This is a genomic window from Methylobacterium sp. 142-1Y (genome assembly GCF_057747795.1).
In genome coordinates this window covers 3,438,184-3,464,388 of the sequence record NZ_CM173224.1, presented here as the reverse complement: position 1 = coordinate 3,464,388, position 26,205 = coordinate 3,438,184, and the positions used below count along the sequence as shown (strand labels likewise).

Here is a 26,205-nt window from a genome sequence, read left to right as displayed (position 1 = left end):
GGGAAACCCGCGCCTTTTCCCTTCCCCGACTACCCCACCACCGGCCACGCCCTCAGCGCCGGCCGGATCCGCTCGAAGGCCCGGGCCAACCGCAGCACCCCGACATCGTCGAAGCGCCGGCCGGCGATCTGAAGGCCGACCGGCAGCCCGTCCGGCGTGAAGCCCGCCGGGACCGAGATCGCCGGCTGCTCCGACATGTTGAACGGCACCGTGTAGGCGATGTGGGCCATCGCGCGCGCCGGGTCGTTGGTCGGCGAGGCGTGCTCGGCCGGGAAGGGCGGGTTGGGCGAGACCGGGCCGATCAGGAAGTCGAACGGGCGGATCGCCGCCAGCGCGGCGTCGCGCATCGCCGCCATCTGGCTCATGCCGTGGAACACGGCCGCACCGGTCAAATCCCGGCCGCCCGCCGCCCATTCGCGGATGAACGGCAGCACCCGGGCGCGGCGGTCCTCGTCCAACGCCTCGATGTCGAGGGAGGCGCGCTGGCGCCAGAACAGGTCGAGCCCGTCGAGCATCTCTGGCGTGAGGAGGGCCGGGACCGGCTCGACCGTCGCGCCCGCCTCGGCGAGGAGCCGGACCGCCGCCTCGATCACCGCGCGGTTGGCCGGATCGAGGGGAAGCCCGGCCCCGGCCTCCATCACCAGGCCGAGGCGCAGGCCCTTCGGTTCGAGACCGTCGAGATCGAGCCAGGGCAGGTCGGCCGGTGGCAGGCCGGTGGGATCGCGGTCGTCCGGGCGGCTGATGCTGCGCATCGCCAGCGCCGCATCGGCGACGCTGCGGGTGAGGGGGCCCGCGCAGCGGCCGTAGAAGGCGTTGTCGAGGGGCACCCGGCCGTGGCTCGGCTTGTGGCCGACGACGCCGCACCACGAGGCGGGCAGGCGGATCGACCCGCCGATATCGGTGCCGAGGTGGATCGGGCCGTAGCCGGCGGCCGCCGCCGCGCCCGAGCCGGCCGACGAGCCGCCCGGCCCCCTGCTCAGGTCCCACGGGTTGCGGGTGAGGGGGTGGAAGCTCGACAGCCCTGAGGACAGCATGCCGTAATCCGGCATCGTCGTGGCGGCGAGGATGACCGCCCCGTCCTCGCGCAGGCGGGCGGTGGCCGGTGCATCGCCCGGGCTCGGAGGTGCGTCGTCGCGGGCGGCCGTGCCGAGCGGCATCGGCACGCCCTGCCTGGCGATGTTCTCCTTGATGGTGACCGGTACCCCGTCGAGGGGCCGGGCCTCGCCCCGCATCCACCGGGCCTCGGACGCGCGGGCGGCGGCGAGCGCGGCCTCCGGCGTGAAGGCGTAGAGGGCGTGCAGCTGCGGCTCCGCGGCCTCCGCCCGGGCGATCACGGCCCGGGTCACCTCGACCGGCGAGAGGGCGCGGCGCGCATAGAGGTGCAGGAGCTCGGTGGCCGCCAGGTCGGCGAGGTTCGCGGCGGAGGGCTGGGTCGCCATGGTGTCAGCGCGCCTCGGGCGTCTTGTCGGGGCGCCCGGCGAGCGCGATGTAGAAGCCGAGCCCGTCCTGGGACGGCAGGGTCTGCAGCCGGTCGACCCAGCCGCGGCGCTTGGCGTCGAGGAGTTGGCGGCCGACAGGCTGGAACAGCGTCTCGCCGCCGCCGGGCGTCGGCGCGTCGAGGCGCACCGCCACGGTCTTGCCCTTGGCGAAGCGGCTGCGCTCCAGCATGTCGGCCAGCGAGGCCTCGGCCTGGGCCCGGGGTGCGCCGCGCAGGTCGAGCACCGACTCGGCGTCGGTCACCCCGAGGGTGCCGCGCAGCTTGTTGGCGTAGAATTCGTCGAAATGGGGCAAGGGCGGCTCGGGCGTCAGAGGGGAAGGCCTTGATACAGGGCGGCAACGGGGATTTCCCCGCCGAGATCGGGCAGCGGGATCGTATCGTCGCGGCTGAGGACGCGCAGGGACCAGTCCGGGCCGTTCCCGCGTGACCAGACCTCCACCCGGGCCTCGTCCTGATAAACGATCAGGTAGGCGCGCAGGGTCTGGAGGCCCTGGTAGAACGCCGCCTTGCGACCGCGGTCGTTGTTCATGGTGGACGGGGACAAGACCTCGGCGACGATCAGTGGGTCGCGCGCGTAGCCGTCGGAAAGAAGCGGGCCGCATCGCACGACGAGATCGGGGATCGGCGCGTAATCGTCGACGAAATCGTTGCGCAGGCCGAGCCCGGGCAGAGCCCGGCATCCCAGCTTCTCGGCCAGGGTCGCAAGCTGGCGACCCAGATTCATGACGATTTGCTGATGCCGCTCACCCGGCGGCGCCATCAGCACGGCCTCGCCGTCGAGAAGCTCCCAGCGCTCCTCGTCCGGGCGGTCGCGGATCATGGCGATGAAGTCGGCGACCCGCATCCGCGGGGCGCGCCTGAGCGCGAGCGACATGACGGCTCCCTGTCACCGCCAGGATGGTAGCACCGGGCGGGGACGGGCGACAGTCTCGCTGCGCTGCGGCACCGCGCCCGAACGAGGGGGGTGCGATGCCGGATCGCGGGGCGGTTTTACGCGCCGTGCACCAGCACGTTGCGGAACTGCCAGGGATCGCTCTCGTCGATGTCCTCCGGGAAGAGGCCGGGGCGACCGGAGAGCGGGGTCCAGTCGGTATAGACCCCGATCACGGGCCCGAGATACGGCGTCTGCACTTCCAGGCAGCGGCGGAAATCGACCTCGTCGGCCTCGACGATGCCGGCCTCCGGGTTCTCCAGCGCCCAGACCATGCCGGCGAGCACGGCGGAGGTCACCTGGAGGCCGGTGGCGTTCTGGTAGGGGGCGATCCGGCGGGTCTCCTCGATGGAGAGCTGCGAGCCGTACCAGTAGGCGTTCTTGCCGTGGCCGTAGAGCAGCACGCCGAGCTCGTCGATGCCGTCGACGATCTCGTTCTCGTCGAGGATGTGCTGCGTCTCCTGCACCTTGCCGGCCTGGCCCCACATCTCGTGCAGCGAGAGCACCGCCTCGTTGCAAGGGTGATAGGCGTAGTGGCAGGTCGGCCGGTAGACCGCCTGACCGTCCTGGCGCACCGTGTAGTAGTCGGCGATCGAGATCGCCTCGTTGTGGGTCACCAGGAAGCCGAACTGCGCCTGGGCGGTCGGGGTCCAGGAGCGCACGCGGGTGTCGGCGCCGGGCTGGAGCAGGTAGATCGCCGGGGCGTCGTTGGGCAGCGTGCGGCCGTTCTCCGGCATCCAGGTCTCGTGGGTGCCCCAGCCGAGCTCGGCCGGCTGGTTGCCCTCGGAGACGAAGCCCTCGACCGACCAGGTGTTGACGAAGACGCCCTGCGGCTTCTCCGACTTGGCGCGCTGGGTGTCGCGCTCGGCGATGTGGATGCCCTTGACGCCGGTCTCGCGCATCAGCGCGGCCCAGCCCTCGCGGGTCTTCGGCTCGGGGGTCTGGAGGCCCAGATCGGCCGCGACGTTGAGGAGCGCCTGCTTGACGAACCACGACACCATGCCGGGATTGGCGCCGCAGCACGACACCGCGGTCGGACCGCCGGGCTTGCGGCGGCGGGCATCGAGCACCTGCTCGCGCAAGGCGTAGTTGGTGCGGTCGGCGGGGCCGGCATTCTTGTCGAAGTAGAAGCCCGGCCACGGCTCGGCGACGGTGTCGATGTAGAGCGCGCCGATCTCGCGGCACAGCTCCATGATGTCCCGCGACGAGGTGTCGACCGAGAGGTTGACGCAGAAGCCCTGGCCGCCGCCCTCGGTGAGGAGCGGGGTGAGCACCTCCCGGTAATTGTCCTTGGTCAGCGCGACCTGCTCGAAGCGCAGGCCGTGCTTGTCGGCGAGCGCCTTGTGGGCATCCGACGGCTCCACCACCGTGAACCGGGCCTTGTCGTAGGTGAAGTGGCGCTCGATCAGGGGCAGGGTGCCCCGGCCGATCGAGCCGAAGCCGATCATCACGATGGGGCCGCTGATGCGGCCGTGGACGGGCCAGTCGGTCATGGCGCTCGAGATCTCCGGGTTGTCGTTGACGGTGTGCCCCGCCCGCGGGGAAATCCCCCCGGTCGGTCGGCTCGCCTAGCAGGCCAGCATGACGCGCAGGCGACGGGGGCAGGCGAGGGGTGATTGACGTGTCGGGTCCGCCGGGTCAACCCCGGTCAACCCGTTGGTCCGCAACGCGCAAGCGTAACCGTCGGGTTAACCCGGCTCCCGGATCGGGCATGCCGGAATCGCATGGCGCCGCTGCAGCCGCCACGCTTGTGTGCAGCGCGGGAGCGTCCATATTGCGTTGCAACAAGAACACCGGAAACGCCCGCGCGCAATCTCACAGGAGATCCCCATGCTCGCGGTCATCACTCACTCGCTCATCTCTCCCACCATCGACGAGCGCTCCGATATCGAGCCCGGCATCCTCACCCTCGTGAGCCGCATGGTCCACGCGATCCACGCCGCCAATCAGCGCCGCCTGGAGCGCCAGATCGGCGAGTACGTCGAGACCAACGGCGGCCGCATCACCGACGATCTCGAGCGCCGCATCGGTCAGTTTTTCTGCTGATCGCGCCGCCCCGGTTCGCCGGGGTGACGTTCTCGATGGTTCAAGCAAGGCGCCAGGGGCGAAATCGCCCCTCGGGCGCCTTCTTGGTGTTTGGGGTGATGCTTCGGTACGAGGTGCGTCAGCCATCACAGTACACGACACTGGTGCAAAGCCCGCGATCATCAGGCTTTTCCCATCTGCAACCTCATCCTGAGGTGTCATACGATTTCCGACTGATCGCTTCGCGATGCGGAAATCAGCTTCGCTCACGCGCCGCGCGGGCTGGTGATACGAAATCCGGAAGTGATCTTCCGGATTTCGTATCAGTCCATCCTTCATGGACTGACCTCGAAGGAGGGCTCCAGAAGTCTGTGCGATCCCTGGATTTCTCCTTCGAGGTCAGCCGATTTTCAATCGGCCAACGCCTCAGGATGAGGTCGTGGGTGGGAAGGGTCGGCGACGCTGGGAGCAGCTTCCGTCGTGTGCCGTGCTCCGTCATATCGCATCAGCGATCTTGCGCCCGGATGCTCGACAGGAGATCGGCTATCTCATCTCCGCTTCTGAGGCGCGTGATCGTGCCTGCCGCGCTCCAATGGGCAAGCTCCGCCTCGATTCGCGCACGCTGCTTGGCGTCGAACTGCCAAGCGTCCCGTACGAGTTCGACCGCATTCTTCACGTTCCCTTCGCGACATCCTGCCGGAAGGTCGGGCCTGTCCGTGGTTCGCATGCTTCGCCAAGCGACGCGGAGGGCACAGATCAGGCGTGGAGTATCGAGCCAGACGGTCAGTTCGGCGCGCGGCATGCGGAGCGCGAACGTCTGCGAGGCGTAGTTGCCCTCGCAGATCCACGCTTCTCCGCTCACCGCCTGCTCGACACGCTGTCGGAAGACCGCTTTGTCGGCCTTCTGCCATCCCGGCTCCCAGAACAGTCGGTCCAGATTGATGATCGGAAGATGCAGCGTTTCGCCGAGCCTGCGGGCGAGGGTGGATTTTCCACTCCCGGCACTGCCGAGAATGTTGATTCGCCTCACCTCAATCCCCCACCACCGCCAAGTCGTCCCGGTGCACCATCGCGGCGCGGCCCGGATAGCCCAAAACCGCCTCGATCTCCCGGCTCGACCGCCCGAGGATGCGGGCCGCATCCTCGCTGTCATAGGCCACGAGGCCGCGGGCGAGCACCGTCCCGTCCTCGGCCCGGATCGTCACCGCGTCGCCGCGGCTGAAGCTGCCCTCGACGCGCCGGACGCCGACCGGCAAGAGGCTCGCCCCGCCCTGGAGCGCGCGGGCCGCGCCGGCATCGATCGTGAGCGTCCCGCGCGGCTCCAGCGAGCCGGCGATCCAGGTCTTGCGGGCGGCACCCGGCGTCGAGCCGGCGAGGAACCACGAGCAGCGCGCCCCGTTCGCCACGGCCTTCAGCGGGTTCTTCGCCCTCCCGTCGGCGATCATCATCTGGGTGCCGCCCGAGATCGCGATCTTGGCCGCCTCGACCTTGGTGCGCATGCCGCCGCGCGACAACTCCGAGGCGGGACCGCCCGCCATGGCGTCGATCTCCGGGGTGATCCGGGCGATGACGGGCAGGTGCTCGGCATTCGGGTCGCTTGCCGGCGGGGCGGTGTAGAGCCCGTCGATATCGGAAAAGAGCACCAGCAGGTCGGCGCCGATCATCGTGGCGACCCGGGCGGCGAGGCGGTCGTTGTCGCCGTAGCGGATCTCCGAGGTCGCCACCGTGTCGTTCTCGTTGACGACCGGGACGGCGCGCTCCTCAAGGAGCTTCAGGGTGGTCGCCCGGGCGTTGAGGTAGCGCCTCCGCTCCTCGGTGTCCTGCGGCGTCACCAGGATCTGGCCGGCGACGATTCCGTGATGGGACAGCGCCTCCGACCAGTGCCGGGCGAGCGCGATCTGCCCCACCGCCGCCGCGGCCTGGCTTTCCTCCAGGCGCAAGGGGCCGGGCGCGAGATTGAGCACGGTGCGCCCGAGCGCGATCGAGCCGGAGGAGACCACCAGCACGTCGACGCCGCGGCCATGCAGCTCGGCGATGTCCTCGGCGAGCGCCGCCAGCCAGGCATGGCGCAGCCGCCCCCGCGCCCGGTCGACGAGGAGCGCCGAGCCGACCTTGAGCACGACGCGGCGGAACTGGTCGAGAGTGGGGGTCTCGGGCGAGCGGGGGGCGGGGATCGTGGACATGGAACCGGGGATCAGGGGGCGGCGGGCGTCAGGTCCGTGTGGACGACGACGTTCCCCTTGGAGAGGAGCGGCGGGTCCTGGGTCCTTTCCACGGGGTTAAGCCATGCCGTCCCCCCTGTTCAACCGCGCCGGATGTCCATGGCCGCAACCGGAGCGGCGAAACGAGCCGATGGCTGCGTGATCGCAATGAGCGCGGGCGTGTCGAGCGCGATCAGACCGGCAGGCCGTTCCCGTCGTAGAAGTCGGAATGGTCCGAAGTCGCGCCGGGCTGCCTGTACCGGGCCACGTCCTGCACGAGGGCACGCAAGATATTGTAGTCCGCCTGCTGGGCGGGGGTGAGTGCGGCATACGCGGACGCACGCGATGCGGAGTTGTTCAGGAGGCGCGGTAAGCCTTCAGAACTCCTGATGATTTGCGGTTTCTTCATCGGTCGCTCCATGGCTGCCCGAAACCGACACCCCAGTGATCCTTGAGCCGAAGAGGCTCGGAGACGACTTCGGAACGCAGTGAACTTGGTCGATAACAGGTGTTACGAATCGAAGTTCACGGCAGGCACGAGGTCCGTCCTGCTGAAATCGTTGCCTTTGAACAGCAGAGGAAGATCGTCGCGCTTCGCGACTGCGTAGGATAGGCAGTCTCCGAAGTTGAGGGAAGCGGGGTGTCCCATACCCTTGCCGTAGCGATCGAAGGCCTGCCTCGCCAGGAAGGTATGTGCCGCAGTGAAGGGGAGAAGCGCGAGGCGAGGTAGCAACATCAGTTCCTGGAAAGCCAGGGTCGCACGCATCGAGCCGCGCCGTGCAACGACGATGTGCGCCTCAAGGGCTATCAGTGTGCCGAGGACCCAGTCGGATTGCACGAGAATGTCGAGGAAGGTTTGTGCCTCCGGTTCACCGAAGGCGATTGCGAGCAGCGCCGACGTGTCCACCGCGATCATCGCGGAAGGCCGTCCTCGTCGTACAGATCGCTGTGGTCTGAGTTCGTTCCCGGCGGAAGCTCGGCCCGTGCGGCGGCGCCGAGCGCAAGGATTTTTGCGACGAGGGCTGCCTGATCTCGAAGAGGCGGTCGCCGACGCAAGAGGGCGGATGCTGCCGCCGGCATCTCGTCATAGGCCCGCAACGCCTGCGCCACGGCATCGCCCGGCGTCGTCCCGAGACGCTCCGCGAGGCGCCGGGCGAGAAGCAAGGTCTCGTCGCTGTCGATGATCAGAGGCTCGGTCATGGGGGCGACTCCCGATGGCGTCGACTCTAGCGCCTCCCCCACGCCTCCCTCAAGGCTGCCAGGCCGCGCGCTCCACCGGCGCTTCCGCCGCCGCCGCATCCATGCGGGCCATGAGCGCCCGCAGGGCGTCCGTCACGCCCTGGCGGGTCGCCGAGGACAGGACGAGGGGCTTCTGGCCGCACTCCTCCTCCAGGCGTTCGAGCTGCAGCGCCAGGGTCTCGGGATCGAGGGCATCGGCCTTCGAGAGGGCGACCACCTCGGGCTTGTCCTCCAGGCCGTGGCCGTAGGCCTCCAACTCGTTGCGCACCAGCCGGTAGGCGGCGCCGGCATCCTCGCTCGTGCCCTCCACGAGGTGCAAGAGCACCCGGCAGCGCTCGACATGGGCCAGGAACTTGTCGCCGAGGCCCACGCCCTCGTGCGCGCCCTCGATCAGGCCCGGGATGTCGGCGAGCACGAATTCCCGGGTATCGACCCGGACCACGCCGAGGCCCGGATGCAGGGTGGTGAAGGGGTAATCGGCGATCTTGGGCTTGGCCGCCGTGACGGTGGCGAGGAAGGTCGACTTGCCGGCATTGGGCAGCCCGACGAGGCCCGCATCGGCGATGAGCTTGAGGCGCAGCCAGATCCACTGCTCCTGGCCCTCGAGGCCCGGATTGGCGTGTTTCGGGGCGCGGTTGGTCGAGGTGGTGAAGTAGGCGTTGCCGAAGCCGCCATTGCCGCCCTTGGCGAGCCGCACCCGCTGGCCGACGGTCGTCATGTCGGCGAGCAGGGTCTCGTGGTCCTCGGCCAGGATCTCGGTGCCGGCCGGCACCTTGAGGATCACGTCCTCGCCCTTGCCGCCGGCGCGGTTGCGGCCCGAGCCGTGCTCGCCCTTGCGGGCCTTGAAATGCTGCTGGTAGCGGTAGTCGATCAGGGTGTTCAGCCCCTCGACGCATTCGATCCAGACGTCGCCGCCCCGGCCGCCGTCGCCACCGTCGGGCCCGCCGAACTCGATGAACTTTTCCCGCCGGAACGAGACGCAGCCGGCGCCGCCGTCTCCCGAGCGGACGTAGACCTTGGCCTCGTCGAGGAACTTCACGGGACAGAACTCCGAAAAAGGGAAGGGCGGCCGGGGAGGGGCCCCGGCCGCCGAGAGTGTATCAGATCAGGCGCCGACCCGGCATTCCGGCCGGTCGTGACGCTCGAAGACGAGCCCGGCGGCGTGCCAGGTCTTCAGGCTGTCCCAGGCCCGCCGGTCGAGCCGGAACCGGTCGACCGGGAAGACCCCGCCGCGCGCCGGAAAGGCCTGGAGGCCGGAGCCGACCGAGGCGAATCCGCACTTCTCCAGGACCCGCCGCGAGGCCGGGTTGACCACCCGGGCCGAGGAGGACAGCTCGTCGCCCTCGGTATAGGCGAAGAACGCGTCGATCATCGCCCGCGCGGCCTCCGTGGCCAGGCCCTGCCCCCAATGCGGGGTGCCGAGCCAGTAGCCGAGATGGGCCGAGCCGCTCTCCGCATCGGGCTCGATGCTGACGACGCCGATCGCCTGGGTCGGGTGGCGCCGCGGCGTGATCGCCATGACCAGCGCCCGCCCCTCCGCGTTGGCCCGCCGCGACTCCAGGATGAAATTGTCCACGGAGGGCGGATCGAGCGGATGCGGAATTCGGGCGGTCATCCCGGCTACGGCTTTCTCACCGGCGAATCGGACGAGGGCTTGCGCATCGGCCTGACGGGCCCAGCGCAGCCACAGCCTCCGGGTCTCGAGCCGGAAGACATCGTCGCGGGTGAGGTCGGGAAACATCGCCTGACTCCGATCCGAACCCAGAGCCTCCCGCCCGGGCGCGGTTACGAGAACGACGAAAGGGAAGGTGGTTCCCCACCTTCCCCTCGTGATCTCGCTCGGAGCTTGGCCGTTTTACGGGCCTCAGGTGAGCAGGAGTCGCCGGGTCGGTGTGGGGACACCGGCGGAGCTCCCTCGTCACTGGCTCCGTCGGGTTATTCTGCGGCCTCCAGGGCCGGGGCGGCGTCGTTGGCGACGACCGTTACGAAGGCGCGGCCTCGTTTGGTAATGAATTGCACCTTGCCGGCGGTCATGGCGAACAGGGTATGGTCGGTGCCCATGCCGACGTTGACGCCGGGATGCCACTTGGTGCCGCGCTGACGCACGATGATGTTGCCGGCAATGACGGACTCGCTGCCGAACTTCTTCACGCCGAGACGACGACCGGCCGAATCGCGACCGTTGCGGGACGAACCGCCTGCCTTCTTATGAGCCATGGGGCTAACTCCTGAATTCTGGAAAAAGGGCTCGCAGCCAGCTTCAGGCGGCGCTGATGCCCGTGACGCGGACCACGGTGAGGTCCTGGCGGTGACCGCGCTTGCGGCGCGAGTTCTGGCGGCGGCGCTTCTTGAAGGCGATGACCTTCGGGCCGCGGGCCTGCTTCACGATCTCGCCGGCGACGCTGACGCCGGAGACCAGCGGGGCGCCGACCTGGGTCGCGCCGGCGCCATCGGTGAACAGCAGCACCTCGCCGAAGGTGACGGCGGTGCCGGCCTCGCCCTCGAGCTTCTCGATCGTGATGACGTCGTTGGCGGCGACGCGGTACTGCTTGCCGCCGGTCTTGATCACTGCGAACATCGTTCTCGTCCGTGTTCCATCCGGCCTCCGGCTTCAGCCGGGGTCGTCTTTTTGGCAATTGACGCCCGGGGGCCCCTGAGGACCTCCGCGAACGCGACGGCGCGCGGACCGTGCAGTCCGCGCGCCAGATGTCACCGTTACGGGCATGGGCGCCGTCTGTCAACGCCGTCGCGTCCCGGTTTTGCCGGGCCCGCCTTGATTTCACGCTGCCCTTCGCCGAAGACCGCCCGGCGTGCCGGCCGGTCGGTTGCGCGCGAGACGTGCGGGAGACCACGATGGAAGAGCTTGTTGCCCGGGTGACGCAGGCCACGGGCCTGGACGCGACCACGGCCCAGAAGGCGATCGGGCACATCCTGGCCTTCCTGCAGAAGGAAGGCCCGGCCGAGGAGGTCAATCAGCTGATCGCGGCGATGCCGGGCGCCGATGCGGCCCTCGCCCAAGCCGGCGACGGCGGCCACGGCGAGGGCGGCGGCGGCCTGATGGGCATGCTCGGCGGCATGATGGGCGGCGGCGTGATGGCGCTCGGCCAGAAGCTGATGTCCGCCGGCGTGCCGATGGGCCAGATGCAGCCGCTCGGCCGCGAGCTGTTCGCCTATGGCCGCGAGAAGGCCGGCGAGGACGTGATGGGCCCGATCGTCGGCTCGATCCCGGGGCTGAACCAGTTCGTCTGACTTTTCCGGCGGCGGGGCGGTACCGCCCCGCCAACCGTTTGGAAACCTTCGTAAACCCCTGTCATATTCCCGTGCGGGGTTTCGTGGTGTTGTGTCGCCACGCGGGGCGGTCGCGGCGACCGCTCCCCGGGCGCCCGGTCGGCGCCGTACGGGATGCCTCGACCATGGTTCCGTTCCTCACCCGTGGCCCGGCCGGCGACGGCCGCGACGCTCCGCCGCCCGGCATCCCCCTCACGCGCCTCCTCGGCCGCGCCGCGGAGGGCGGCATCCAGCTCAAGGGGCTGGCCCAGCCCTCGCGGCTCTTCCCGCGCCTGAAGCACTTTCCGACGCCCGGCCTCGACCCCCTGCTCGGCCGCATCGGCTCCCTCGAGGTGCGCCTCGCAACGACGCCGAAGGAGGTCAAGCGGGCCCAGCGCCTGCGCTACCGCGTCTTCTATGAGGAGATGGCGGCGATTCCGACCGGCATGGCCCTGATCAAGCGCCGCGACTCCGACGAGTACGACGCGGTCTGCGACCACCTCCTGGTGATCGACCACGCCGCCCAGGAAACCAAGCCCTTCCGCAAGCCCAAGCCCCGGGTCGTCGGTACCTACCGCCTGCTGCGCCAGGAGCAGGCCGACCGGCATTTCGGCTTCTACACCGCCGGCGAGTACGATCTCGGCCCGGTGCTGGAGGCCAATGCCGGCAAGAGGGTGCTGGAACTCGGCCGCTCCTGCGTGCTCAAGCCCTACCGCACCAAGCGCACCGTCGAGCTGCTGTGGCACGGCATCTGGGCTTATGTGCTGCATCACCGCATCGACGCGATGCTCGGCTGCGCCAGCCTGGAAGGCACCGATCCCGACCGTCTCGCGCTGCCCTTGAGCTTCCTGCACCACTTCGCCCGCGCCCCCGAGGGCTGGCGCGCCCGCGCGCTGCCGGACCGCCACGTCGCCATGGACCGCTTGAGCCGCGAGGCGATCGACCCGAAGGCTGCGCTTCAGGCCCTGCCGCCCCTGATCAAGGGGTACCTGCGGGTCGGTGCCACCTTCGGCGACGGGGCGGTGGTCGATCGCCAGTTCGGTACGACCGACGTGTTCGTGGTGCTGCCCGTGGAGGCGATCGCCAAGCGGTATATCGGGCACTTTGGGGCGGAGGCGGGGCGGCACGCGGCGTGAGGCCAATCCTCTATTGGCCGGTCTTTGCGTAAAAAAGTGCCTGAGTACAGTAAAGCCGCAATTATTTTCCTTAATCCATCCGTGACCTCATCCTGAGGTGCCGCGTAGCGGCCTCGAAGGAGGGCTCCAGAAGTCTCGGCGATCCCTGGAGCCCTCCTTCGAGGTCAGTCGATCTTCGATCGACTGACACCTCAGGATAAGGTTGTAGATGGGATCGAAGGTGCGAAACAATCCGAAAGTCTCTATGATGTCTGCCGGGATATGATTTCCGAGAAATCAGCCGGCGCCCGTGCCGCGAGGTCATGAGCGGCTTGCAGGTTGATCCAGAATTGCGCCGTCGTACCGAAGAAACGGCCGAGACGCAGCGCTGTGTCGGCATCGATACCTCGGCACTTATGCACGAGATCACCGATATGAGATCGGGGTAGGCCGAGCGTATCCGCGAGCTGGCCGATGCCGAGATTCAGAGGATCGAGATATTCCTCGATCAGGTATTCTCCGGGATGGATGCGTGTTCGGGGCATGACGGTGTTCCGATCTCGAAGGCTGTCACGACGCCGTGCGCTGCAGTTCGGTACCTGCCTCCGGAGAGCGCGATCATCGCCTCACAGGGCGAGCCGGGCAACCGACGACGGTGGAGCCAGCGGCGACGTCCCGCGTGACGACGGCACCGGCGCCGATCACCGCTCCCCGGCCGATTCGCAGACCTTGCAGGACGCACGCGTTGAGCCCGACGAAGACGTCGGCCTCGCACAGGACGGTGCCGGCGAGGCGCGCACCTGGGCCGATGCACACCCCGGTGTCGAGCCGGCAATCGTGGTCGATGCTCGCGCCCGTATTGACGAGGCAGGCTTCCGCCAGCACGGCACCGACGCCGACGATCGCCCCCGCCGCGACGAAGGCCCCCGCACCGATCACGGCACTCGGGGACACGATGCCGGCGGGATGGAAGATCGTGCCGAGTTGCCCCCCCGCTTGTCCGGACCGTCTCCGCCATCGAGCGACGTACGGCCCGATCGCCGGTCCCGAGGTGAATGCGGCAGCCTTGCAGGAAGCTCCGGTCCTGGAGGCAATCGAGCCCGCCGAGGACACGATGCGACCCGAAGAACGCTTCGCCCGAAGGCCGCGCATCCGACAGGACGCCGCGAACCGGCAGCCCGGCGAGGTCGGCGGCTTCCAGCACGACGCGGGCGTGCCGGCCCGAGCCACCGACCGCGACGACCAGGGGAGCCCGTGAGGCAGACATGACGTGCCGCTACACCAACCCCCGCAACCCCTCCCGATAGGTCGGATAGGCCAGTTCCACCCCCAGCTCCTCCCGGATCAGCCGGTTCCGCACCCGCTTGTTCTCGCCGTAGAAGCTGCGCGCCATCGGGCTCAGATTCGCGGTGTCGAAATCGACGGCCGGCGGCAGGGCTAACCCGGCGAGCTCCGCCGCGAAGGCCGTCACGTCCTGCGGCGGGGCCGGCTCGTCGTCGGTGACGTTGTAGATCGCCCCCGGCCGCTTCTGGTCGAGGGAGGCGGCGAGGGTCGTGGCGATGTCGTCGACATGGATGCGGTTGAACACCTGGCCCGGCTTGACGATGCGCTGCGCCTTGCCCTGCCGGAGCTTCTCGAACGCGTTGCGCCCCGGCCCGTAGATGCCGGAGAGCCGGAAGACCTGCACCGCCTTGCCCGTCCGCGCCCCGAGCGACAACCAGGCCTCCTCCGCCGCGACCCGGTCGCGGGTGCGCTGATGCGTCGGGGCCGGCGGGGTCGCCTCGTCGATCCAGGCGCCGCCCTGGTCGCCATAGACCCCGATCGTCGAGAGATAGCCGATCCACCGCGCCGGGCCGGCGGCGATCACCTCCTCGAAGGCCGCCAGCGCCGGGTCGGCGCCGGAATCCGGCGGGATCGACACCAGGATCGCGTCGGCGTGGCCAAGGTCGTCGGCGATCCGCGGATCGGTCTCCTCGGGCGAGAAGACGCGCAAGGTGACCCCGTCGAGGCTGCCCGGATTCTGGCGGGTCGCCGTGACGGTCGCGAAACGGCCGCGCTCGCGCGCCGCGAAATGGCCGGCGGTGTAGCCGAGCCCGAAGACGAACAGGTTCATAGGCCGCGCCCTGAAAGGATGTGCGGTCTTATGCAGGGCGCCGCCCTGCACCCGCCAGAGGGCTCGCCCTCTGGACACCCTGATTTTTCGCGAGCCGCCACTCGGCCAGCACGTCGGGATCCCGTTCGTCCGGTGGGGCAGGGGGCAGGCGCCCGAGGCGGGCCAGCGCCCACACCGCCATGCCGCGCACCAGCGGCGAGGCATCCGCCAGCAGGCGCTCCGCCTCGCCGGCCAACCTTGAGTCCCCCGAATTGCCGATGGCGATCAGCACGTTGCGCAGGAAGCGGTCGCGCCCGGTGCGTTTGATCGGTGTGCCGGAGAACCGCGCCCGGAAGGCGTCGCCGTCGAGCCGGGCCAGTTCCACCAGGGCAGGAGCCGCGAGCTCCGCGCGCGACGCCAGCCGCGCCTCGCGTGCGGCGGCCGCGAACTTGTTCCACGGGCAGACCGCCAGGCAATCGTCGCAGCCGAAGACCCGGTTGCCCATCGGCACCCGGAATTCCTCCGGAATCGGCCCCTCGTGCTCGATCGTCAGGTAGGCGAGGCAGCGCCGGGCATCGAGCTGGTAGGGGGCCGGGAAGGCGCCGGTCGGGCAGGCATCGAGGCAGCGGCGGCAGCGGCCGCAACGGTCGCCCTCGGGGGAATCCGGCGTGATCTCGGCCGTGGTGTAGATCGCCCCGAGCAGGAGCCAGTTGCCGAAGCCACGCGAGACGAGCACGCTGTGCTTGCCCTGCCAGCCGAGGCCGGACGCCGCCGCCAGCGGCTTCTCCATCACCGGCGCCGTATCGACGAAGACCTTGACCTTGGCGCCGGCCTTCGCCGCGAAGGCGCCGCCGAGTTCCTTCAGCTTGCCCTTGATCACGTCGTGATAGTCGCGCCGCCGGGCATAGACGGCGATCGATCCGCGCGACGGCTCGGCCAGGGCCGCCAGCGGGTCGCCGTCCGGCCCGGCATTGACCCCGAGCATCACGATGCTGCGCACGTCCGGCCAAAGCCGCGCCGGATCGGCCCGCTCGCCGGTGCGCTCCTCCATCCAGCCCATGCCGCCATGGTGGCCGGCGGCGAGCCAGGCGGAGAGGCGCTCGGGGAGGGCCGGCACCGCGTCGGGGCGGGTGACCGCCAGGGCGTCGAAGCCCAGAGCCCGGGCGCGGGTCTCCAGGAAGGGGCGAAAGGCCTCGGGTGTCAGCAGGATGCGAGAGGTCAGAAGTCCAGATCCGCGTAATGGTCGGCCGGCGCCATCCCGGCCACCCGGTCGGCGAGCAGGCTGCGGAAGGAGGGGCGCGACTTCACCCGCGCGTACCAGTTCCGGGCCATCTCGTCCTCGTCCCACGGCACGTCGCCGAGATAGTCGACGCAGGACAGGTGCGCCGCTGCGGCGAGGTCGGCATAGGTCAGCTGGCTGCCCGCCAGCCAGTTCCGCCGCGAGATCAGGTAGCCGATGTATTTCAGGTGGTAGCGCACGTTGCTGCGCGCCGCCCGGATCGCGTTCATGTCCGGCGGGCCGCCGCCGTACTGCGAGGTCATGAAGCGCTTGTGGATCTTCTCGGTGACGAGGTAGCCGGTCACCTCCTGGTCGAATTTCTGCAGGAACCAGTCGAGCAGGCGCCGCACCTCGACCCGGGCGGCGGGGGATTCCGGCAGGAGCCGCATCCCGCTCAAGCCGAGGCCCCGCGTCTCGTCGAGATATTCGGCGATGATGCTGCCGCCGGGTACCGCGAGCCCGCCCTCCTCGACCAGCACCGGGGTGGTGCCGGCGGGGTTCATCATCAAGAAGTCTTCCCGGCGCTCCCAGGGGCGCTCTTCGACGAGCTGGGGCTCCATGCCCATCTCGGCCATGATCAGGCGCACGAAGCGGGAATGCGGGCAGAACGGGGAGTGATGGAGCGTCGCCATGCGTGGCCGTTTCGCGCTTCGTCTGTCGGCTGGCCTGGAAGGTCGGCTCGCGGTGGGTCGTGCGTCTCCGAATTGACCCCCGCAGGATTAACGTCTGGTCACCGAGACACGGATATCTTTCGGCATCCTTAACACGGGTGACGGGTGCTGGTAACCGAGCCTCAACCGTGTCGGTGCGACACTCCGTCGAGAGGCCTAAACCTCCGGCACGCCCCTCACCACAGACTTGCCACAGAGGTGGAGCCGTACCGGTGCGCAAGACGCGGGCGCGGCCCGGGTCCCGTTCCCATCCCCGCCGGACGCGGTCGCCCGACCGCCCGCGCGCGACCACGAGAGCAGGCGACATGACGACGGCGACAGGACGAGCGGGCAGGCCCGCGGCGAATGCCCTGCGGGGAGCGCGGTGATGGACGTCGCCAGCATCGGCAAGGCCGTGGTGCTCGCCCTCGTCGAGGGAGCCACCGAGTTCATCCCGGTCTCCTCGACCGGGCACCAGCTCCTCGTCGGCCACTTCATCGGGTTCGAATCGCCCAACAACACCTTCGAGGTGCTGATCCAGCTCGGCGCCATCCTGGCGATCGTCAGCGTCTATTTCCGCCAGCTGCTCGACCTGCTGCGGCGCGCGCCCAGCGATCCGAACGCCCGCCGCTTCATCCTGGCGATCCTGATCGCGTTCCTGCCCGCCGCCATCATCGGCGGCCTGTTCTCGAAATACATCAAGTTCTACCTGTTCAACCCCTGGATCATCTGCTCGACCCTGGTCGCCGGCGGCCTCGTGCTCCTCGTCATCGACGAGACCGACCTCGAGCAGAAATACGACGACGTGCACCAGTTCTCGCTGCCGATGGCCCTGAAGATCGGCTTCTTCCAGTGCCTGGCGATGGTCCCCGGCGTGTCGCGTTCCGGCGCCACCATCGTCGGCGCGATGCTGATGGGCTCGGGCAAGCGCGCCGCCACCGAGTTCTCGTTCTACCTCGCCATGCCGACCATGGCCGGCGCCTTCGCCAAGGACCTGCTCGACAACTACAGGAACCTGTCGAAGGACGATGTCGGGCTGATCGCCATCGGCTTCGTGGTGGCGTTCGTGTCGGCGTTGTTCGTGGTCCGCAAGCTCCTCGACTACGTCTCCCGCCACGGGTTCTCGCTGTTCGCCTGGTGGCGCATCATCGTCGGCGCGGCGGGCTTTGCCGGGCTGATCGTGTTCGGCTGACGGGCAAGGGTGACGGGGAGGGCGCGTCGCTCGCGTTCGAGGGACCTCGACCAATGGCGTGTGGCGCGGTTATGTCCTGGCGTTAGGGAGAAGACCCCGCGCCACGAGGACCCGCCATGGACGATACGACGCTCGCCGCCGCGTTTCCGGCCGCCACGGAGGCGCAGTGGCGTGCCCTGGTCGACGGGGTGCTGAAGGGGGCCGATTTCGAGAAGCGGCTGGTGCGCCGCACCCCCGACGGCATCGCGGTTCAGCCGCTCTATCCGCCGGCCGAGGCCGCGCCCCAGCCCGGACGCGCCGCGCCGGGGCGCTGGCGGGTGAGCCAGCGGGTCGACCATCCGGATCCGGCCGAGGCCAATGCCCTGGCGCTGACCGACCTCGACGGCGGCGCCGACGCCCTGACCCTGGTGATGGCCGGCAGCCCCGCCGCCCGCGGCTTCGGCCTGCCCGGGCCCCAGGCCATCGCGGCGGCGCTCGACGGGGTGATGCTGCCGCTGATCGGCCTGCGGCTCGATGCCGGCGCCGCGGGGCCGGACGCCGCCCGGGCGCTCCTCGCCCTGGCCGAGGCCCGCGGCGACGACCTCGCCACCCTCGACATCGATCTCGGCCTCGATCCCATCGCCGTTCAGGCCGCCACCGGGGCGGCCCCGTCCTGGCCCGGCCTCGCCGACTTGCTGCGCGAGGTCGAGGCGGCGGGATTCACCGGCCGCGCCTTCCTGGCCGATGCCCGGCCCTTCCACGAGGCCGGCGCCAGCGAGGCGCTGGAACTGGCGGCCGTCCTGTCCGGGGCGCTCGCGACCCTGCGGGCCCTGGAGGCCGGCGGGTACGATCTGGAGCGCGCCCGCGCCGCCCTGGCCTTCCTGCTGGTGGCCGAATCCGACGAATTCCTGACGGTGGCGAAGGTCCGGGCCCTGCGCCGGCTCTGGGCCCGGATCGAGGAGGCTTGCGGGCTCGCGCCTGCGCCGATCCGCCTGCACGCCGAGACCGCCTGGCGCAGCACCACCCGGCGCGACCCCTGGGTCAACATGCTGCGCGCCACCGCCGCCGTCTTCTCCGCCGGCCTCGGCGGGGCCGATGCGGTGACGGTTTTGCCCTTCACCGCGGCTTTGGGCCTGCCCGACGCCTTCGCCCGCCGCTGCGCCCGCAACACCCAGCACGTCCTCCTCGACGAGGCCAATCTCTGGCGCGTCGCCGATCCGGCTGCCGGAGCCGGTGGCTTCGAGGTCCTGACCGACCAGCTCTGCGGTGAGGCCTGGGGGCTGTTCCAGGCGATCGAGCGGGACGGGGGCATTGCGAAGAGCCTGCGCTCGGGCGCGATGGCCGACCGCCTCGCCGCATTGCGAAAAACCCGCGACGCGGATCTCGCCACCCGCCGCCAGCCGATCACCGGCACCAGCGAGTTCCCGGACCTGCACGAGGCGCCCGTCGCGGTGCTGGTGCCCGCCCCGGCGGCGGAAGCGGTGTCGGAGGGTGCCCTGCCGTCCCGGCGCCTCGCCGAGCCCTTCGAGGCCCTGCGCGACACTTCCGATGCCATCCTCGCCCGCACGGGACGGCGCCCGCGGGTCTTCCTCGCCAATCTCGGGGCTCTCAGCGCCTTCAACACCCGCGCCACCTTCGCCCGCAACGCCTTCGAGGCCGGGGGCATCGAGGCGGTGACGAACGAAGGCTTTGCCGATCACGCCGCCATGGCCGAGGCGTTCCGGGCGTCCGGCACGCCGATCGCCTGCCTGTGCTCCTCGGATGCGGTCTATGCCGAGGAGGCGGTGTCGGCGGCCGAGGCCCTGCGCGGAGCGGGTGCCACCACGCTGTTCCTCGCCGGCCGGCCCGGCGACCTCGAGCCCGCCTTGCGGGCGGCTGGCGTCGCTTACGACCTCTATGCCGGCTGCGACCTCGTGAAGCTGCTGGGCAGAGCGCAAGAGGCGGCGCAAGAGGCGGCGCAAGAGGCGGCGAAAGCCTGAGGCCGGACACCGCGCCCTGAGCCGGTGCCGTCCGGCCCGGGGCGCCCTATCTCGTGAGCACCGTGACCGAGATCCTGTTCTACCACATGCAGCGCCAGCCCCTGGAACAGGTGCTGCCGAGCCTCCTGGAGAAATCCCTGGAGCGGCAATGGCGCGTCGCCGTGCAGGCGACGAGCGAGGAGCGGCTCCAGGCCCTCGACGATCACCTCTGGGTCTTCTCGGAGGAGAGCTTTTTGCCACACGGCACCGACCGCGACCCCGATTGCGCCACCCAGCCGGTGGTGCTGACCCTGCGCGACGCCAACCCGAACGGCGCCTCGATCCGCTTCCTGGTCGAGGGCGCGGCCCTGCCCGACGATGCGGCCAGCTACCAGCGCATCTGCATCCTGTTCGACGGCACCGACCAGGACGCCCTGCTGCATGCCCGCGAGCAGTGGCGCGGCGCCAAGGAGGCCGGCCACAGCGTCGCCTACTGGCAGCAGGACGAGCGCGGCCGTTGGCAGAAGAAGGCGTGATGGCGGGTCTGCACACCGCGTGTTGTCACGATGAAGCGCGTCTCCGCTCCTCTGTACTGGCAGGGCTGTCCAGTGAAGGAAAAGGCGCGGGAATTCCCCTCTCCCCGCGGGCGGGGAGAGGCTTTCGTCCCCCTTGCCGGGGACGAAAGGAGCGCGAAGCGCGACGGTGAGGGGGTGTCGACGGATGTGGCTCATCCGGAAACACCCCCTCACCCTCGCTTCGGCTTCGCCGTCGCTAGCTGCGTCTCCTGAACGGAGACACAGCCCTCTCCCCGCCCGCGGGGAGAGGAGAGACCCGCGCCCGACCTTTCGAAGGAAAGGGAGCGGTGAACTCAAAAAAAAAGACAAGGCCCCCCGCCCGCGAGGAGACGTCATGACCCGCATCACGACCCGGATCCTCGCCGCCGCGGCAGCCCTCTGTCTCGGAGCCGCGCCGCTCGTCGCGCAGCCTGCCCGCCAAGAGTCACGTCAAGAGGCCCGTCAGGAGACCCGCCAGCCCGAAGGCCGGCGCCTGCCCCCCGACGCGACGACGCAGCACAGCCTGACCCTCTCCGACGGCCGCACCCTGAACTTCACGGCTTTCGCCGGCAGCCTGCCGCTGGTCGACGAATCCGGGAAACTCCAGGCCGAGATCGCGGTTACGGCCTTCACCCTGCCGGACCGGGAGGCCCGGACGCGGCCGGTCACCTTCGCGGTCAATGGCGGGCCGGGCGCGGCCTCGGCCTATCTCAACCTCGCGGCGGTCGGGCCGTGGCGCGTGCCCTTCGAGGGCACCAGCATCAGCCCCTCGATGGCGCCGGTGACGGTGCCGAACGACGAGACCTGGCTCGACTTCACCGACCTCGTCTTCATCGATCCCATCGGCACCGGCTACAGCCGCGCCGCCGGCGACGACGCGAAGCGCTATTACGGCGTCGAGAGCGACGCGGCCGTGCTGTCGGCGGTCATCGCCCGCTGGCTGCGCACCAACGACCGGCTCACCTCGCCGAAATTCTTCCTCGGCGAGAGCTATGGGGGGTTTCGCGGCCCGCTCGTCGCCCGCAAGCTCCAGGACGACGTCGGAATCGGCCTCTCCGGCCTGGTGTTGCTCTCGCCGGTGCTCGATTTCGGCTATCTCCAGCCGCCGCGGCATAACCCGCTGGGCGCGGTGACACGGCTGCCCTCGCTCGCTGCTGCCGGCCTGGAGAAGCGCGGCGAGACCCCCGACCCCGCCCGCATGGAGGCGGTGGAGGCCTATGCCACCGGCCCCTACCTCAGCGACCTCTTGCGTGGGCCTTCCGATCCGGCCGCCATCGACCGGATGACCGAACGCGTCGCCGCCCTGACCGGGCTCGATCCCGCCCTGGTGCGCCGCCAGGCCGGCCGCGTGGCGGGCGCCAGCTACCAGCGCGAGGCCGACCGCGATGCGGGCCGGGTGGCGAGCGCCTACGATACCGGCATCACCGGCTGGGACCCGGATCCGAGCGCGGCGCAAGGGCGCTTCGCCGATCCGATCCTCACCGCCATGCTGGCGCCGCTCACCAGCGCCGCCATCGACCTCACCACCCGCACGCTGAACTGGCGGGTGCCGAACCTGCGCTACGAACTCCTCAACAACGCGGTCAATGCCGGCTGGAACTGGGGCGGCGGCCGCTCTCCGCCGGAGGTGGTGAGCGACCTGCGCCAGGCGCTCTCCCTCGACGGCGACCTGCGGGTGCTCGTCGCCCACGGCTATACCGACCTCGTCACGCCCTACTTCGCCTCGAAGCTGATCCTCGATCAGATGCCGGCCTACGGCCGCGACCGGCGCCTCTCCCTGTCGGTCTATCCCGGCGGCCACATGTTCTATTTCCGCAAAGGCTCGCGGGCGGCCTTGCGCGGGGACGCGCTCCACCTCTACGAGACGGCCCTGGCGGCGCGGCGCAGCGCCGCCGAGGGACGATGACGGGCGGGGCACGATGCGGCGGACGGTGATCGGAATCGCCCTGATGGGTCTGGCACTGGCCGGGTGCAGCAGCACCGACCGCGCCGCCCCGCCGGTGAACCTGGCGAGCCCGCCGAAACCCGCCCCGCCGCCCGCCCCGAGCTGGGGGCCGGTGCTCGCCCAGGACGGCACCTGCACCGGCGCGGTCCCAGGCAACGCCACCGAGATCGCTCCCGGCATCGGCGAATGCGAGCTGGTGCGCCTCAAGGGCAAGCCGCCGACCGACGTGCTCGTCGGCGAGAGCGGCCGGGGCCAGCGCGAGGTGCAGGTGCTCTACACCGAGCCCGGCGCGAAGGAGCTGTACTTCTTCATCAACAACCGCCTCGACCGCATCGTGAAGTAGGGCAGGGCGATCACCGGACGACCGCCGCGCTCGGTACGCGGCGGTCTGCTCATGCGCTAAACCCAGCGATGCCCGACGCCACTCACTCGTTCGGAGGCGTCCGCAGTCAGGCTAGAGGACCACGAGCATGAGGGACCACGAGCGTCATGCGTGAACCGAATGCGGTCGATTTCTGGCGCGGCATCGCCCTGGTCACGATCTTCATCAACCACATCCCGGGCAACACCTTCCAGAATTATACTTATTCCCAGTACGGGATCTCGGACGCGGCCGAGCTGTTCGTGTTCCTGGCCGGCTGGTCGATCGGCATCGCCACCCGCGGGCGCGACGGGGTGCCGGAGCCGGCGCTCCGCACGATCCTGCGGCTGCTCTCGCGCATGGTCGAGGTCTACCGGGCGCAGCTCGTCATCACGGCGATCGCGCTGGCGATGCTGGCGGGCGCGGCGCTCTATCTCGACAACCCGCTGCTGGTCGAATGGCACAATGCCGGTCCGGTCTTCAGCGACCCGATCCAGGCCACCGTCGGCTGGGTGACGCTGCTGCACCAGCTCGGCTTCTTCAACATCCTGCCGCTCTACGTCGTGCTGCTCGGTCTCGCCCCGGCCTTCGTGCTCCTGTCGCGGGTGCATCTCGGCCTGGCGATCGGGATCTCGGTCCTGCTCTATGCCGTGAGCCTGGTCTTCGAGATCAACATCCCGAGCTGGCCGGTAGAGGGGCACTGGTTCTTCAATCCGCTGTGCTGGCAATTGCTGCTGGTGCTCGGCTTCGCGGCGCATGAATGGCGGCGCAGCTCGGAGCGGTTCCTGGCCTGGCGCCGCCGGCTGATGCCGCTCGGCATCGTCATCGTGATCGTCGGCGCGGTCCTGTCCTGGTTCAACCTGCGGCCCGATCCCCTGGCGGTGCCGGAGCCCCGGCTCCTGTTCATCTTCGACAAATCCTACCTGTCGCCGGCCCGGCTGATCCACTTCCTCGGCGTCATGCTCGCCTTCCAGGCGGTGTTCGGCCTGATCCAGCCGCGGGCCCGCTGGCTCGTGCGCCAGCTTGCGGGGCTCGGGCGCAACTCGCTCGCAGTGTTCTCGGTCGGTTCGGTCGCCAGCCTCGGTGCACAACTGATTCGGTTCTGGAGCGGGGGAGGTTTCGCGACCGACGTCTTTGTCGTAGGATGCGGATTGGCTTCCCTCTCCTTCACGGCATGGTTCGTCGAATGGCGCTCTCGCTCTCCCCGTCCCTCCTCGGCGGCGTGAGCCTCGCCCTGGTCTCCTGCCTCGCCTTTTCCGTTCAGGCCCAGTCGACGACGCCCCCGCCCGGGCAGGTTCAGCCGGCGCCGGCGCAAGCCCCCGCTCTAGCCGAGATCCCGGCGCTCCAGGCCACCGCGCCGAGTCCCGACGCGCCCGATCCCAGCCTCTCGCCCGAGTGCAGGGTGCCGGGATCGAAGCTCTACACGCTCGCCAAGCTCAAGGCGGTGAAGAAGGCCCTGCGCGAGCACCGGGCCGTGCAGGTGCTGACGATCGGCTCCAATTCCGGGGGGCTGGGCACCGCCGCCACCTACCCGGTGCGGCTCGAGGACGCGCTGACCCGCTCGCTCCCCGACATCGAGGTGACGGTGGAGAGCCGCGGCGTCTCCGGCGAGATCGCCTTCGGGGCAGCCGAGCGCCTGCGCAACCAGGTGGCGGAGATCGAGCCCGACCTCGTGGTCTGGCAGGTCGGCGGCAACGACGCCCTCGCTCGCGTCGACATCGAGGATTTCTCGCAATCGCTGGCCGAGACCGTGGCCTGGATCAAGTCGCACGGCATCGACGTGGTGCTGGTCGATCCCCAATACACCGCGAGCCTCGCCAAGGACGATTATTACCGCCAGTTCGTCCAGGCGATCCAGAAGGTTGCCGAGCGCGAGCAGGTGCCGCTGGTCCAGCGCTACGAGGCGATGCGCTACCTCGCCGGCCGGGCGATCAGCGCGCTCAAAGGGGGCGACACCGCCCAGTCCGGCGCCGGCTTCCGCCTGGCCGATCTCGGCTATCGCTGCATGGCCGAGCACGTCACCCGGGCGATCACCGTCTCGCTGCTCCAGCCGGACGCGGTCGCCGTGCCGGCGACGCCGCCGGTGCCGGCGAATTGAGGATGCGCGGGGCGCGCAGCCTATGGATCTGAATCCCTCCTGGAGAGCTTCACGATCGCGTTGCAATCGCGAAGCTCTCTCGGTCCTTGTCATGCCGCATTTTCTGCGACGAACCGGTTTCGACTTCGTCGGAAAATGCTCTCGTCATCCCGGGGCCGCGAAAGTGGAGCCCGGGACGACGTGTAGAAGCGTCGATGCCTGTGATAGATCATGGGTGTGATACCAACGGTCGTTGAAAACGACCTTTGGTTCCGTTCTCGAATTTTCGCCAAGCCTTTGGCTGGGTGTAGAAAATTCGAGATGGTCCAATGGCCCGATGCGTCAGCATCTTGGGCCGTTGGTATGACACGTCGATCGGCCCGACGTTGCGACAGCCGGTCCTGCCCCAGCGGTTCGGGGTTCGGGCCGCGCGTGACCTCGCTAACGACGGCGCAAACTGGCCTAACCTCACTCTCGAGCGCCCTTCGCGGACCCGTCGACATCGAGTGAGACGCGAACGGAATGACGGCAGGCCGACCTGAAAATCGCTTCATAGACGATGCTCTCGCCGCAATCGGCAGGGCCCTTGATGACGTTCGAGCGGAGGCGGCCGACAGCCCTTTGCCGCCATTGCCGGATCAGCCTCGCTACCAGGAGGAGCCGAAGGCTCCTCCCCAGCCCGCTGCAGGCCCTGATCCCGAGGACCTGAAGCGCCGCGTCCTCATCCACAACGAGAAGACGAAGCTGACCGCGACTGCCACCAACACGACCGCTGTGGCGTTGTTCGGCGGCGGCTTCGTGCTACCGGTCGTCGGCCTGAGTTTTCCCCTGGCTGCCGCCCCGCCGCCGGGCCAGTTGACGTTCATCACCATGATCGTTTGGGCTTTGGTCGCTGCAGGCCTACATTGGTGGGCGAGATCGATGCTTGAAGGGCTCCGGTGATGGACGGATACGGGCTCCTGCTCCTCATTCCTCCCGCGCTGGCTGTGCTCGCTGCCTGGGCTGGCTCCCGCGCGATCAAACGCAGCGCCGCGAAGATCGACCGCGAACGCGAGGCGTTGCGCAACGCGCTGCACGTGAACAAGGAGCGCGAGATGATGCGGGAGAGCGCTCATCCGTGATAGGTTTTTCGGGTTCGCTGGGGCTGCCGATTTCGGCAGCCCCGTTGAAAAGCCAAGTACATCAAAAGATCATTGATGATTTATGGGGGAGTTCCGACTATTTGAGCGCGTGAATCTTCTGCATCTTTGCGCGTCGGCATGGAACCAGCCCCCGGTAACCACTCGGACCCGGTTGGAACAAACCCTCAATCCACCCGCCGCAGCCCTTGCGCGAAGCGTTTGGCATTGGCGACGTAGCGCTCGGCCGATGCCCGCAGACCCGCCACCGCCGCCTCGTCCAGCACCCGCACCGCCTTGGCCGGGGCGCCGACGATCAGGCTGTTGTCGGGAAACTCCTTGCCCTCGGTGACGAGCGCATTGGCGCCGACGAGACAGTTGCGGCCGATTCTGGCGCCGTTGAGGATCGTCGCCCCCATCCCGACCAGCGAATTGTCGCCGATCGTGCAGCCATGCACGATCGCGCCGTGCCCGACGGTGATGCCCTCGCCCAGGGTCAGCGGGAAGTCCGCATCGGTGTGGAGCACCGCGCCCTCCTGGATGTTGGTGCGGTCGCCGATCGCGATCGGCTCGTTGTCGCCGCGGATGACCGCGCCGAACCACACCCCGACCTCGCGGCCGAGCCGCACGCGGCCGATCACGTGGGCATCGGGCGCGATCCAGGCGCTGCCATCCTCCGGCAGAACCGGGCTGACGGTGTCGAGGGCGTAGAGCGGCATCGCGG

31 protein-coding genes are annotated in these 26,205 nt (G+C 69.5%); 13 read left to right on the top strand and 18 right to left on the bottom strand.

Annotation, left to right across the window (positions count from 1 at the left end):
• Positions 1-29: 29 nt before the first annotated feature.
• From AC3AOF_RS15760 to AC3AOF_RS15745, 4 genes are all read right to left on the bottom strand, one after another.
• On the bottom strand, positions 30-1,439 hold the full coding sequence (locus AC3AOF_RS15760) for an amidase (RefSeq protein ID WP_488345846.1): 1,410 nt from the start codon (positions 1,437-1,439) through the stop codon (positions 30-32).
• 4 nt (positions 1,440-1,443) lie between these two features.
• Positions 1,444-1,791, bottom strand: coding sequence for a hypothetical protein (locus AC3AOF_RS15755; protein ID WP_488345845.1), 348 nt, complete (start codon positions 1,789-1,791; stop codon positions 1,444-1,446).
• Between the two features lie 14 nt (positions 1,792-1,805).
• Positions 1,806-2,372 (bottom strand): Uma2 family endonuclease, encoded by a 567-nt coding sequence (locus tag AC3AOF_RS15750; protein WP_488345844.1) that lies wholly within the window; start codon positions 2,370-2,372, stop codon positions 1,806-1,808.
• 116 nt (positions 2,373-2,488) lie between these two features.
• Positions 2,489-3,922: a homospermidine synthase gene (locus tag AC3AOF_RS15745; RefSeq protein ID WP_236989958.1), complete on the bottom strand. Its 1,434-nt coding sequence runs from the start codon at positions 3,920-3,922 to the stop codon at positions 2,489-2,491.
• Positions 3,923-4,259: 337 nt separating this feature from the next.
• Between AC3AOF_RS15745 and AC3AOF_RS15740 the strand changes: the two genes are divergently transcribed.
• Complete coding sequence (locus AC3AOF_RS15740; protein ID WP_236989959.1) at positions 4,260-4,475, top strand: hypothetical protein; 216 nt, start codon at positions 4,260-4,262, stop codon at positions 4,473-4,475.
• Between the two features lie 484 nt (positions 4,476-4,959).
• On the opposite strand, the gene AC3AOF_RS15735 is transcribed toward AC3AOF_RS15740, so the two are convergent.
• The 8 genes from AC3AOF_RS15735 to rplU form a co-directional block, all read right to left on the bottom strand.
• Positions 4,960-5,484 (bottom strand): P-loop NTPase family protein, encoded by a 525-nt coding sequence (locus AC3AOF_RS15735; RefSeq protein WP_488345843.1) that lies wholly within the window; start codon positions 5,482-5,484, stop codon positions 4,960-4,962.
• 1 nt (position 5,485) lies between these two features.
• The gene (gene proB / locus AC3AOF_RS15730) at positions 5,486-6,637 is read right to left on the bottom strand and encodes a glutamate 5-kinase (protein ID WP_488345842.1); all 1,152 of its coding nucleotides are present in this window, start codon (positions 6,635-6,637) and stop codon (positions 5,486-5,488) included.
• Positions 6,638-7,166: 529 nt separating this feature from the next.
• Positions 7,167-7,571: a type II toxin-antitoxin system VapC family toxin gene (locus AC3AOF_RS15725; RefSeq protein ID WP_488345841.1), complete on the bottom strand. Its 405-nt coding sequence runs from the start codon at positions 7,569-7,571 to the stop codon at positions 7,167-7,169.
• Complete coding sequence (locus tag AC3AOF_RS15720) at positions 7,568-7,855, bottom strand: type II toxin-antitoxin system VapB family antitoxin (RefSeq protein ID WP_236989964.1); 288 nt, start codon at positions 7,853-7,855, stop codon at positions 7,568-7,570. Before AC3AOF_RS15720 ends, AC3AOF_RS15725 begins: the two co-directional genes overlap by 4 nt.
• A 49-nt stretch (positions 7,856-7,904) precedes the next feature.
• Positions 7,905-8,933 carry a GTPase ObgE gene (gene obgE / locus AC3AOF_RS15715; RefSeq protein ID WP_488345840.1) on the bottom strand — a complete coding sequence of 343 codons (1,029 nt, stop codon included), beginning with the start codon at positions 8,931-8,933 and terminating at the stop codon, positions 7,905-7,907.
• Between the two features lie 66 nt (positions 8,934-8,999).
• A complete protein-coding gene (locus tag AC3AOF_RS15710) occupies positions 9,000-9,635 on the bottom strand; it encodes a GNAT family N-acetyltransferase (RefSeq protein WP_488345839.1) in 636 nt (211 codons plus the stop codon).
• A 194-nt stretch (positions 9,636-9,829) separates the two neighbouring features.
• The gene (rpmA, locus tag AC3AOF_RS15705; RefSeq protein ID WP_236989967.1) at positions 9,830-10,111 is read right to left on the bottom strand and encodes a 50S ribosomal protein L27; all 282 of its coding nucleotides are present in this window, start codon (positions 10,109-10,111) and stop codon (positions 9,830-9,832) included.
• 43 nt (positions 10,112-10,154) lie between these two features.
• Positions 10,155-10,472, bottom strand: coding sequence for a 50S ribosomal protein L21 (gene rplU, locus AC3AOF_RS15700; RefSeq protein WP_048436258.1), 318 nt, complete (start codon positions 10,470-10,472; stop codon positions 10,155-10,157).
• 275 nt (positions 10,473-10,747) lie between these two features.
• On the opposite strand from rplU, the gene AC3AOF_RS15695 reads away from it, so the two are divergent.
• Together AC3AOF_RS15695 and olsB are read left to right on the top strand one after the other, a co-directional pair.
• On the top strand, positions 10,748-11,143 hold the full coding sequence (locus tag AC3AOF_RS15695) for a DUF2267 domain-containing protein (RefSeq protein WP_488345838.1): 396 nt from the start codon (positions 10,748-10,750) through the stop codon (positions 11,141-11,143).
• A 164-nt stretch (positions 11,144-11,307) separates the two neighbouring features.
• Positions 11,308-12,297 carry a l-ornithine N(alpha)-acyltransferase gene (olsB, locus tag AC3AOF_RS15690; protein ID WP_488345837.1) on the top strand — a complete coding sequence of 330 codons (990 nt, stop codon included), beginning with the start codon at positions 11,308-11,310 and terminating at the stop codon, positions 12,295-12,297.
• 242 nt (positions 12,298-12,539) lie between these two features.
• Here olsB and AC3AOF_RS15685 read toward each other — a convergent pair whose 3' ends face one another.
• Both AC3AOF_RS15685 and AC3AOF_RS15680 read right to left on the bottom strand, forming a co-directional pair.
• Positions 12,540-12,821 carry a HigA family addiction module antitoxin gene (locus AC3AOF_RS15685; RefSeq protein WP_488345836.1) on the bottom strand — a complete coding sequence of 94 codons (282 nt, stop codon included), beginning with the start codon at positions 12,819-12,821 and terminating at the stop codon, positions 12,540-12,542.
• Positions 12,822-12,894: 73 nt separating this feature from the next.
• A complete protein-coding gene (locus AC3AOF_RS15680; RefSeq protein WP_488345835.1) occupies positions 12,895-13,230 on the bottom strand; it encodes a DapH/DapD/GlmU-related protein in 336 nt (111 codons plus the stop codon).
• 160 nt (positions 13,231-13,390) lie between these two features.
• Here AC3AOF_RS15680 and AC3AOF_RS15675 point away from each other — a divergent pair, with 160 nt between their 5' ends.
• Entirely contained in the window at positions 13,391-13,534 is a 144-nt protein-coding gene (locus tag AC3AOF_RS15675; protein WP_488345834.1) for a hypothetical protein, read from the top strand.
• An 18-nt stretch (positions 13,535-13,552) separates the two neighbouring features.
• On the opposite strand, the gene AC3AOF_RS15670 is transcribed toward AC3AOF_RS15675, so the two are convergent.
• The 3 genes from AC3AOF_RS15670 to AC3AOF_RS15660 form a co-directional block, all read right to left on the bottom strand.
• A complete protein-coding gene (locus AC3AOF_RS15670) occupies positions 13,553-14,389 on the bottom strand; it encodes an SDR family oxidoreductase (protein ID WP_488345833.1) in 837 nt (278 codons plus the stop codon).
• A 28-nt stretch (positions 14,390-14,417) separates the two neighbouring features.
• Complete coding sequence (gene queG / locus AC3AOF_RS15665) at positions 14,418-15,485, bottom strand: tRNA epoxyqueuosine(34) reductase QueG (protein WP_488345832.1); 1,068 nt, start codon at positions 15,483-15,485, stop codon at positions 14,418-14,420.
• Positions 15,486-15,586: 101 nt separating this feature from the next.
• Positions 15,587-16,279 carry a glutathione S-transferase family protein gene (locus AC3AOF_RS15660; protein ID WP_236989975.1) on the bottom strand — a complete coding sequence of 231 codons (693 nt, stop codon included), beginning with the start codon at positions 16,277-16,279 and terminating at the stop codon, positions 15,587-15,589.
• 406 nt (positions 16,280-16,685) lie between these two features.
• On the opposite strand from AC3AOF_RS15660, the gene AC3AOF_RS15655 reads away from it, so the two are divergent.
• The 9 genes from AC3AOF_RS15655 (at position 16,686) to AC3AOF_RS15615 (ending at position 25,484) form a co-directional block, all read left to right on the top strand.
• On the top strand, positions 16,686-17,489 hold the full coding sequence (locus AC3AOF_RS15655) for an undecaprenyl-diphosphate phosphatase (protein WP_488345831.1): 804 nt from the start codon (positions 16,686-16,688) through the stop codon (positions 17,487-17,489).
• A gap of 116 nt (positions 17,490-17,605) precedes the next feature.
• On the top strand, positions 17,606-19,447 hold the full coding sequence (locus AC3AOF_RS15650; RefSeq protein WP_488345830.1) for a methylmalonyl-CoA mutase family protein: 1,842 nt from the start codon (positions 17,606-17,608) through the stop codon (positions 19,445-19,447).
• Positions 19,448-19,509: 62 nt separating this feature from the next.
• Entirely contained in the window at positions 19,510-19,962 is a 453-nt protein-coding gene (locus AC3AOF_RS15645) for a DNA polymerase III subunit chi (RefSeq protein WP_488349000.1), read from the top strand.
• 373 nt (positions 19,963-20,335) lie between these two features.
• The gene (locus tag AC3AOF_RS15640) at positions 20,336-21,886 is read left to right on the top strand and encodes a S10 family peptidase (RefSeq protein WP_488345829.1); all 1,551 of its coding nucleotides are present in this window, start codon (positions 20,336-20,338) and stop codon (positions 21,884-21,886) included.
• A 13-nt stretch (positions 21,887-21,899) separates the two neighbouring features.
• Positions 21,900-22,268: a hypothetical protein gene (locus AC3AOF_RS15635; protein ID WP_236989979.1), complete on the top strand. Its 369-nt coding sequence runs from the start codon at positions 21,900-21,902 to the stop codon at positions 22,266-22,268.
• Between the two features lie 146 nt (positions 22,269-22,414).
• On the top strand, positions 22,415-23,512 hold the full coding sequence (locus tag AC3AOF_RS15630) for an OpgC family protein (protein WP_488345828.1): 1,098 nt from the start codon (positions 22,415-22,417) through the stop codon (positions 23,510-23,512).
• On the top strand, positions 23,473-24,384 hold the full coding sequence (locus AC3AOF_RS15625) for an SGNH/GDSL hydrolase family protein (protein ID WP_236989981.1): 912 nt from the start codon (positions 23,473-23,475) through the stop codon (positions 24,382-24,384). The genes AC3AOF_RS15630 and AC3AOF_RS15625 overlap by 40 nt, the downstream gene beginning before the upstream one ends.
• 501 nt (positions 24,385-24,885) lie before the next feature.
• A complete protein-coding gene (locus AC3AOF_RS15620) occupies positions 24,886-25,305 on the top strand; it encodes a hypothetical protein (protein ID WP_488345827.1) in 420 nt (139 codons plus the stop codon).
• Positions 25,302-25,484 (top strand): hypothetical protein, encoded by a 183-nt coding sequence (locus tag AC3AOF_RS15615; protein WP_488345826.1) that lies wholly within the window; start codon positions 25,302-25,304, stop codon positions 25,482-25,484. Before AC3AOF_RS15620 ends, AC3AOF_RS15615 begins: the two co-directional genes overlap by 4 nt.
• 185 nt (positions 25,485-25,669) lie before the next feature.
• Here AC3AOF_RS15615 and AC3AOF_RS15610 read toward each other — a convergent pair whose 3' ends face one another.
• Entirely contained in the window at positions 25,670-26,200 is a 531-nt protein-coding gene (locus AC3AOF_RS15610; RefSeq protein WP_488345825.1) for a gamma carbonic anhydrase family protein, read from the bottom strand.
• Positions 26,201-26,205: the final 5 nt, after the last annotated feature.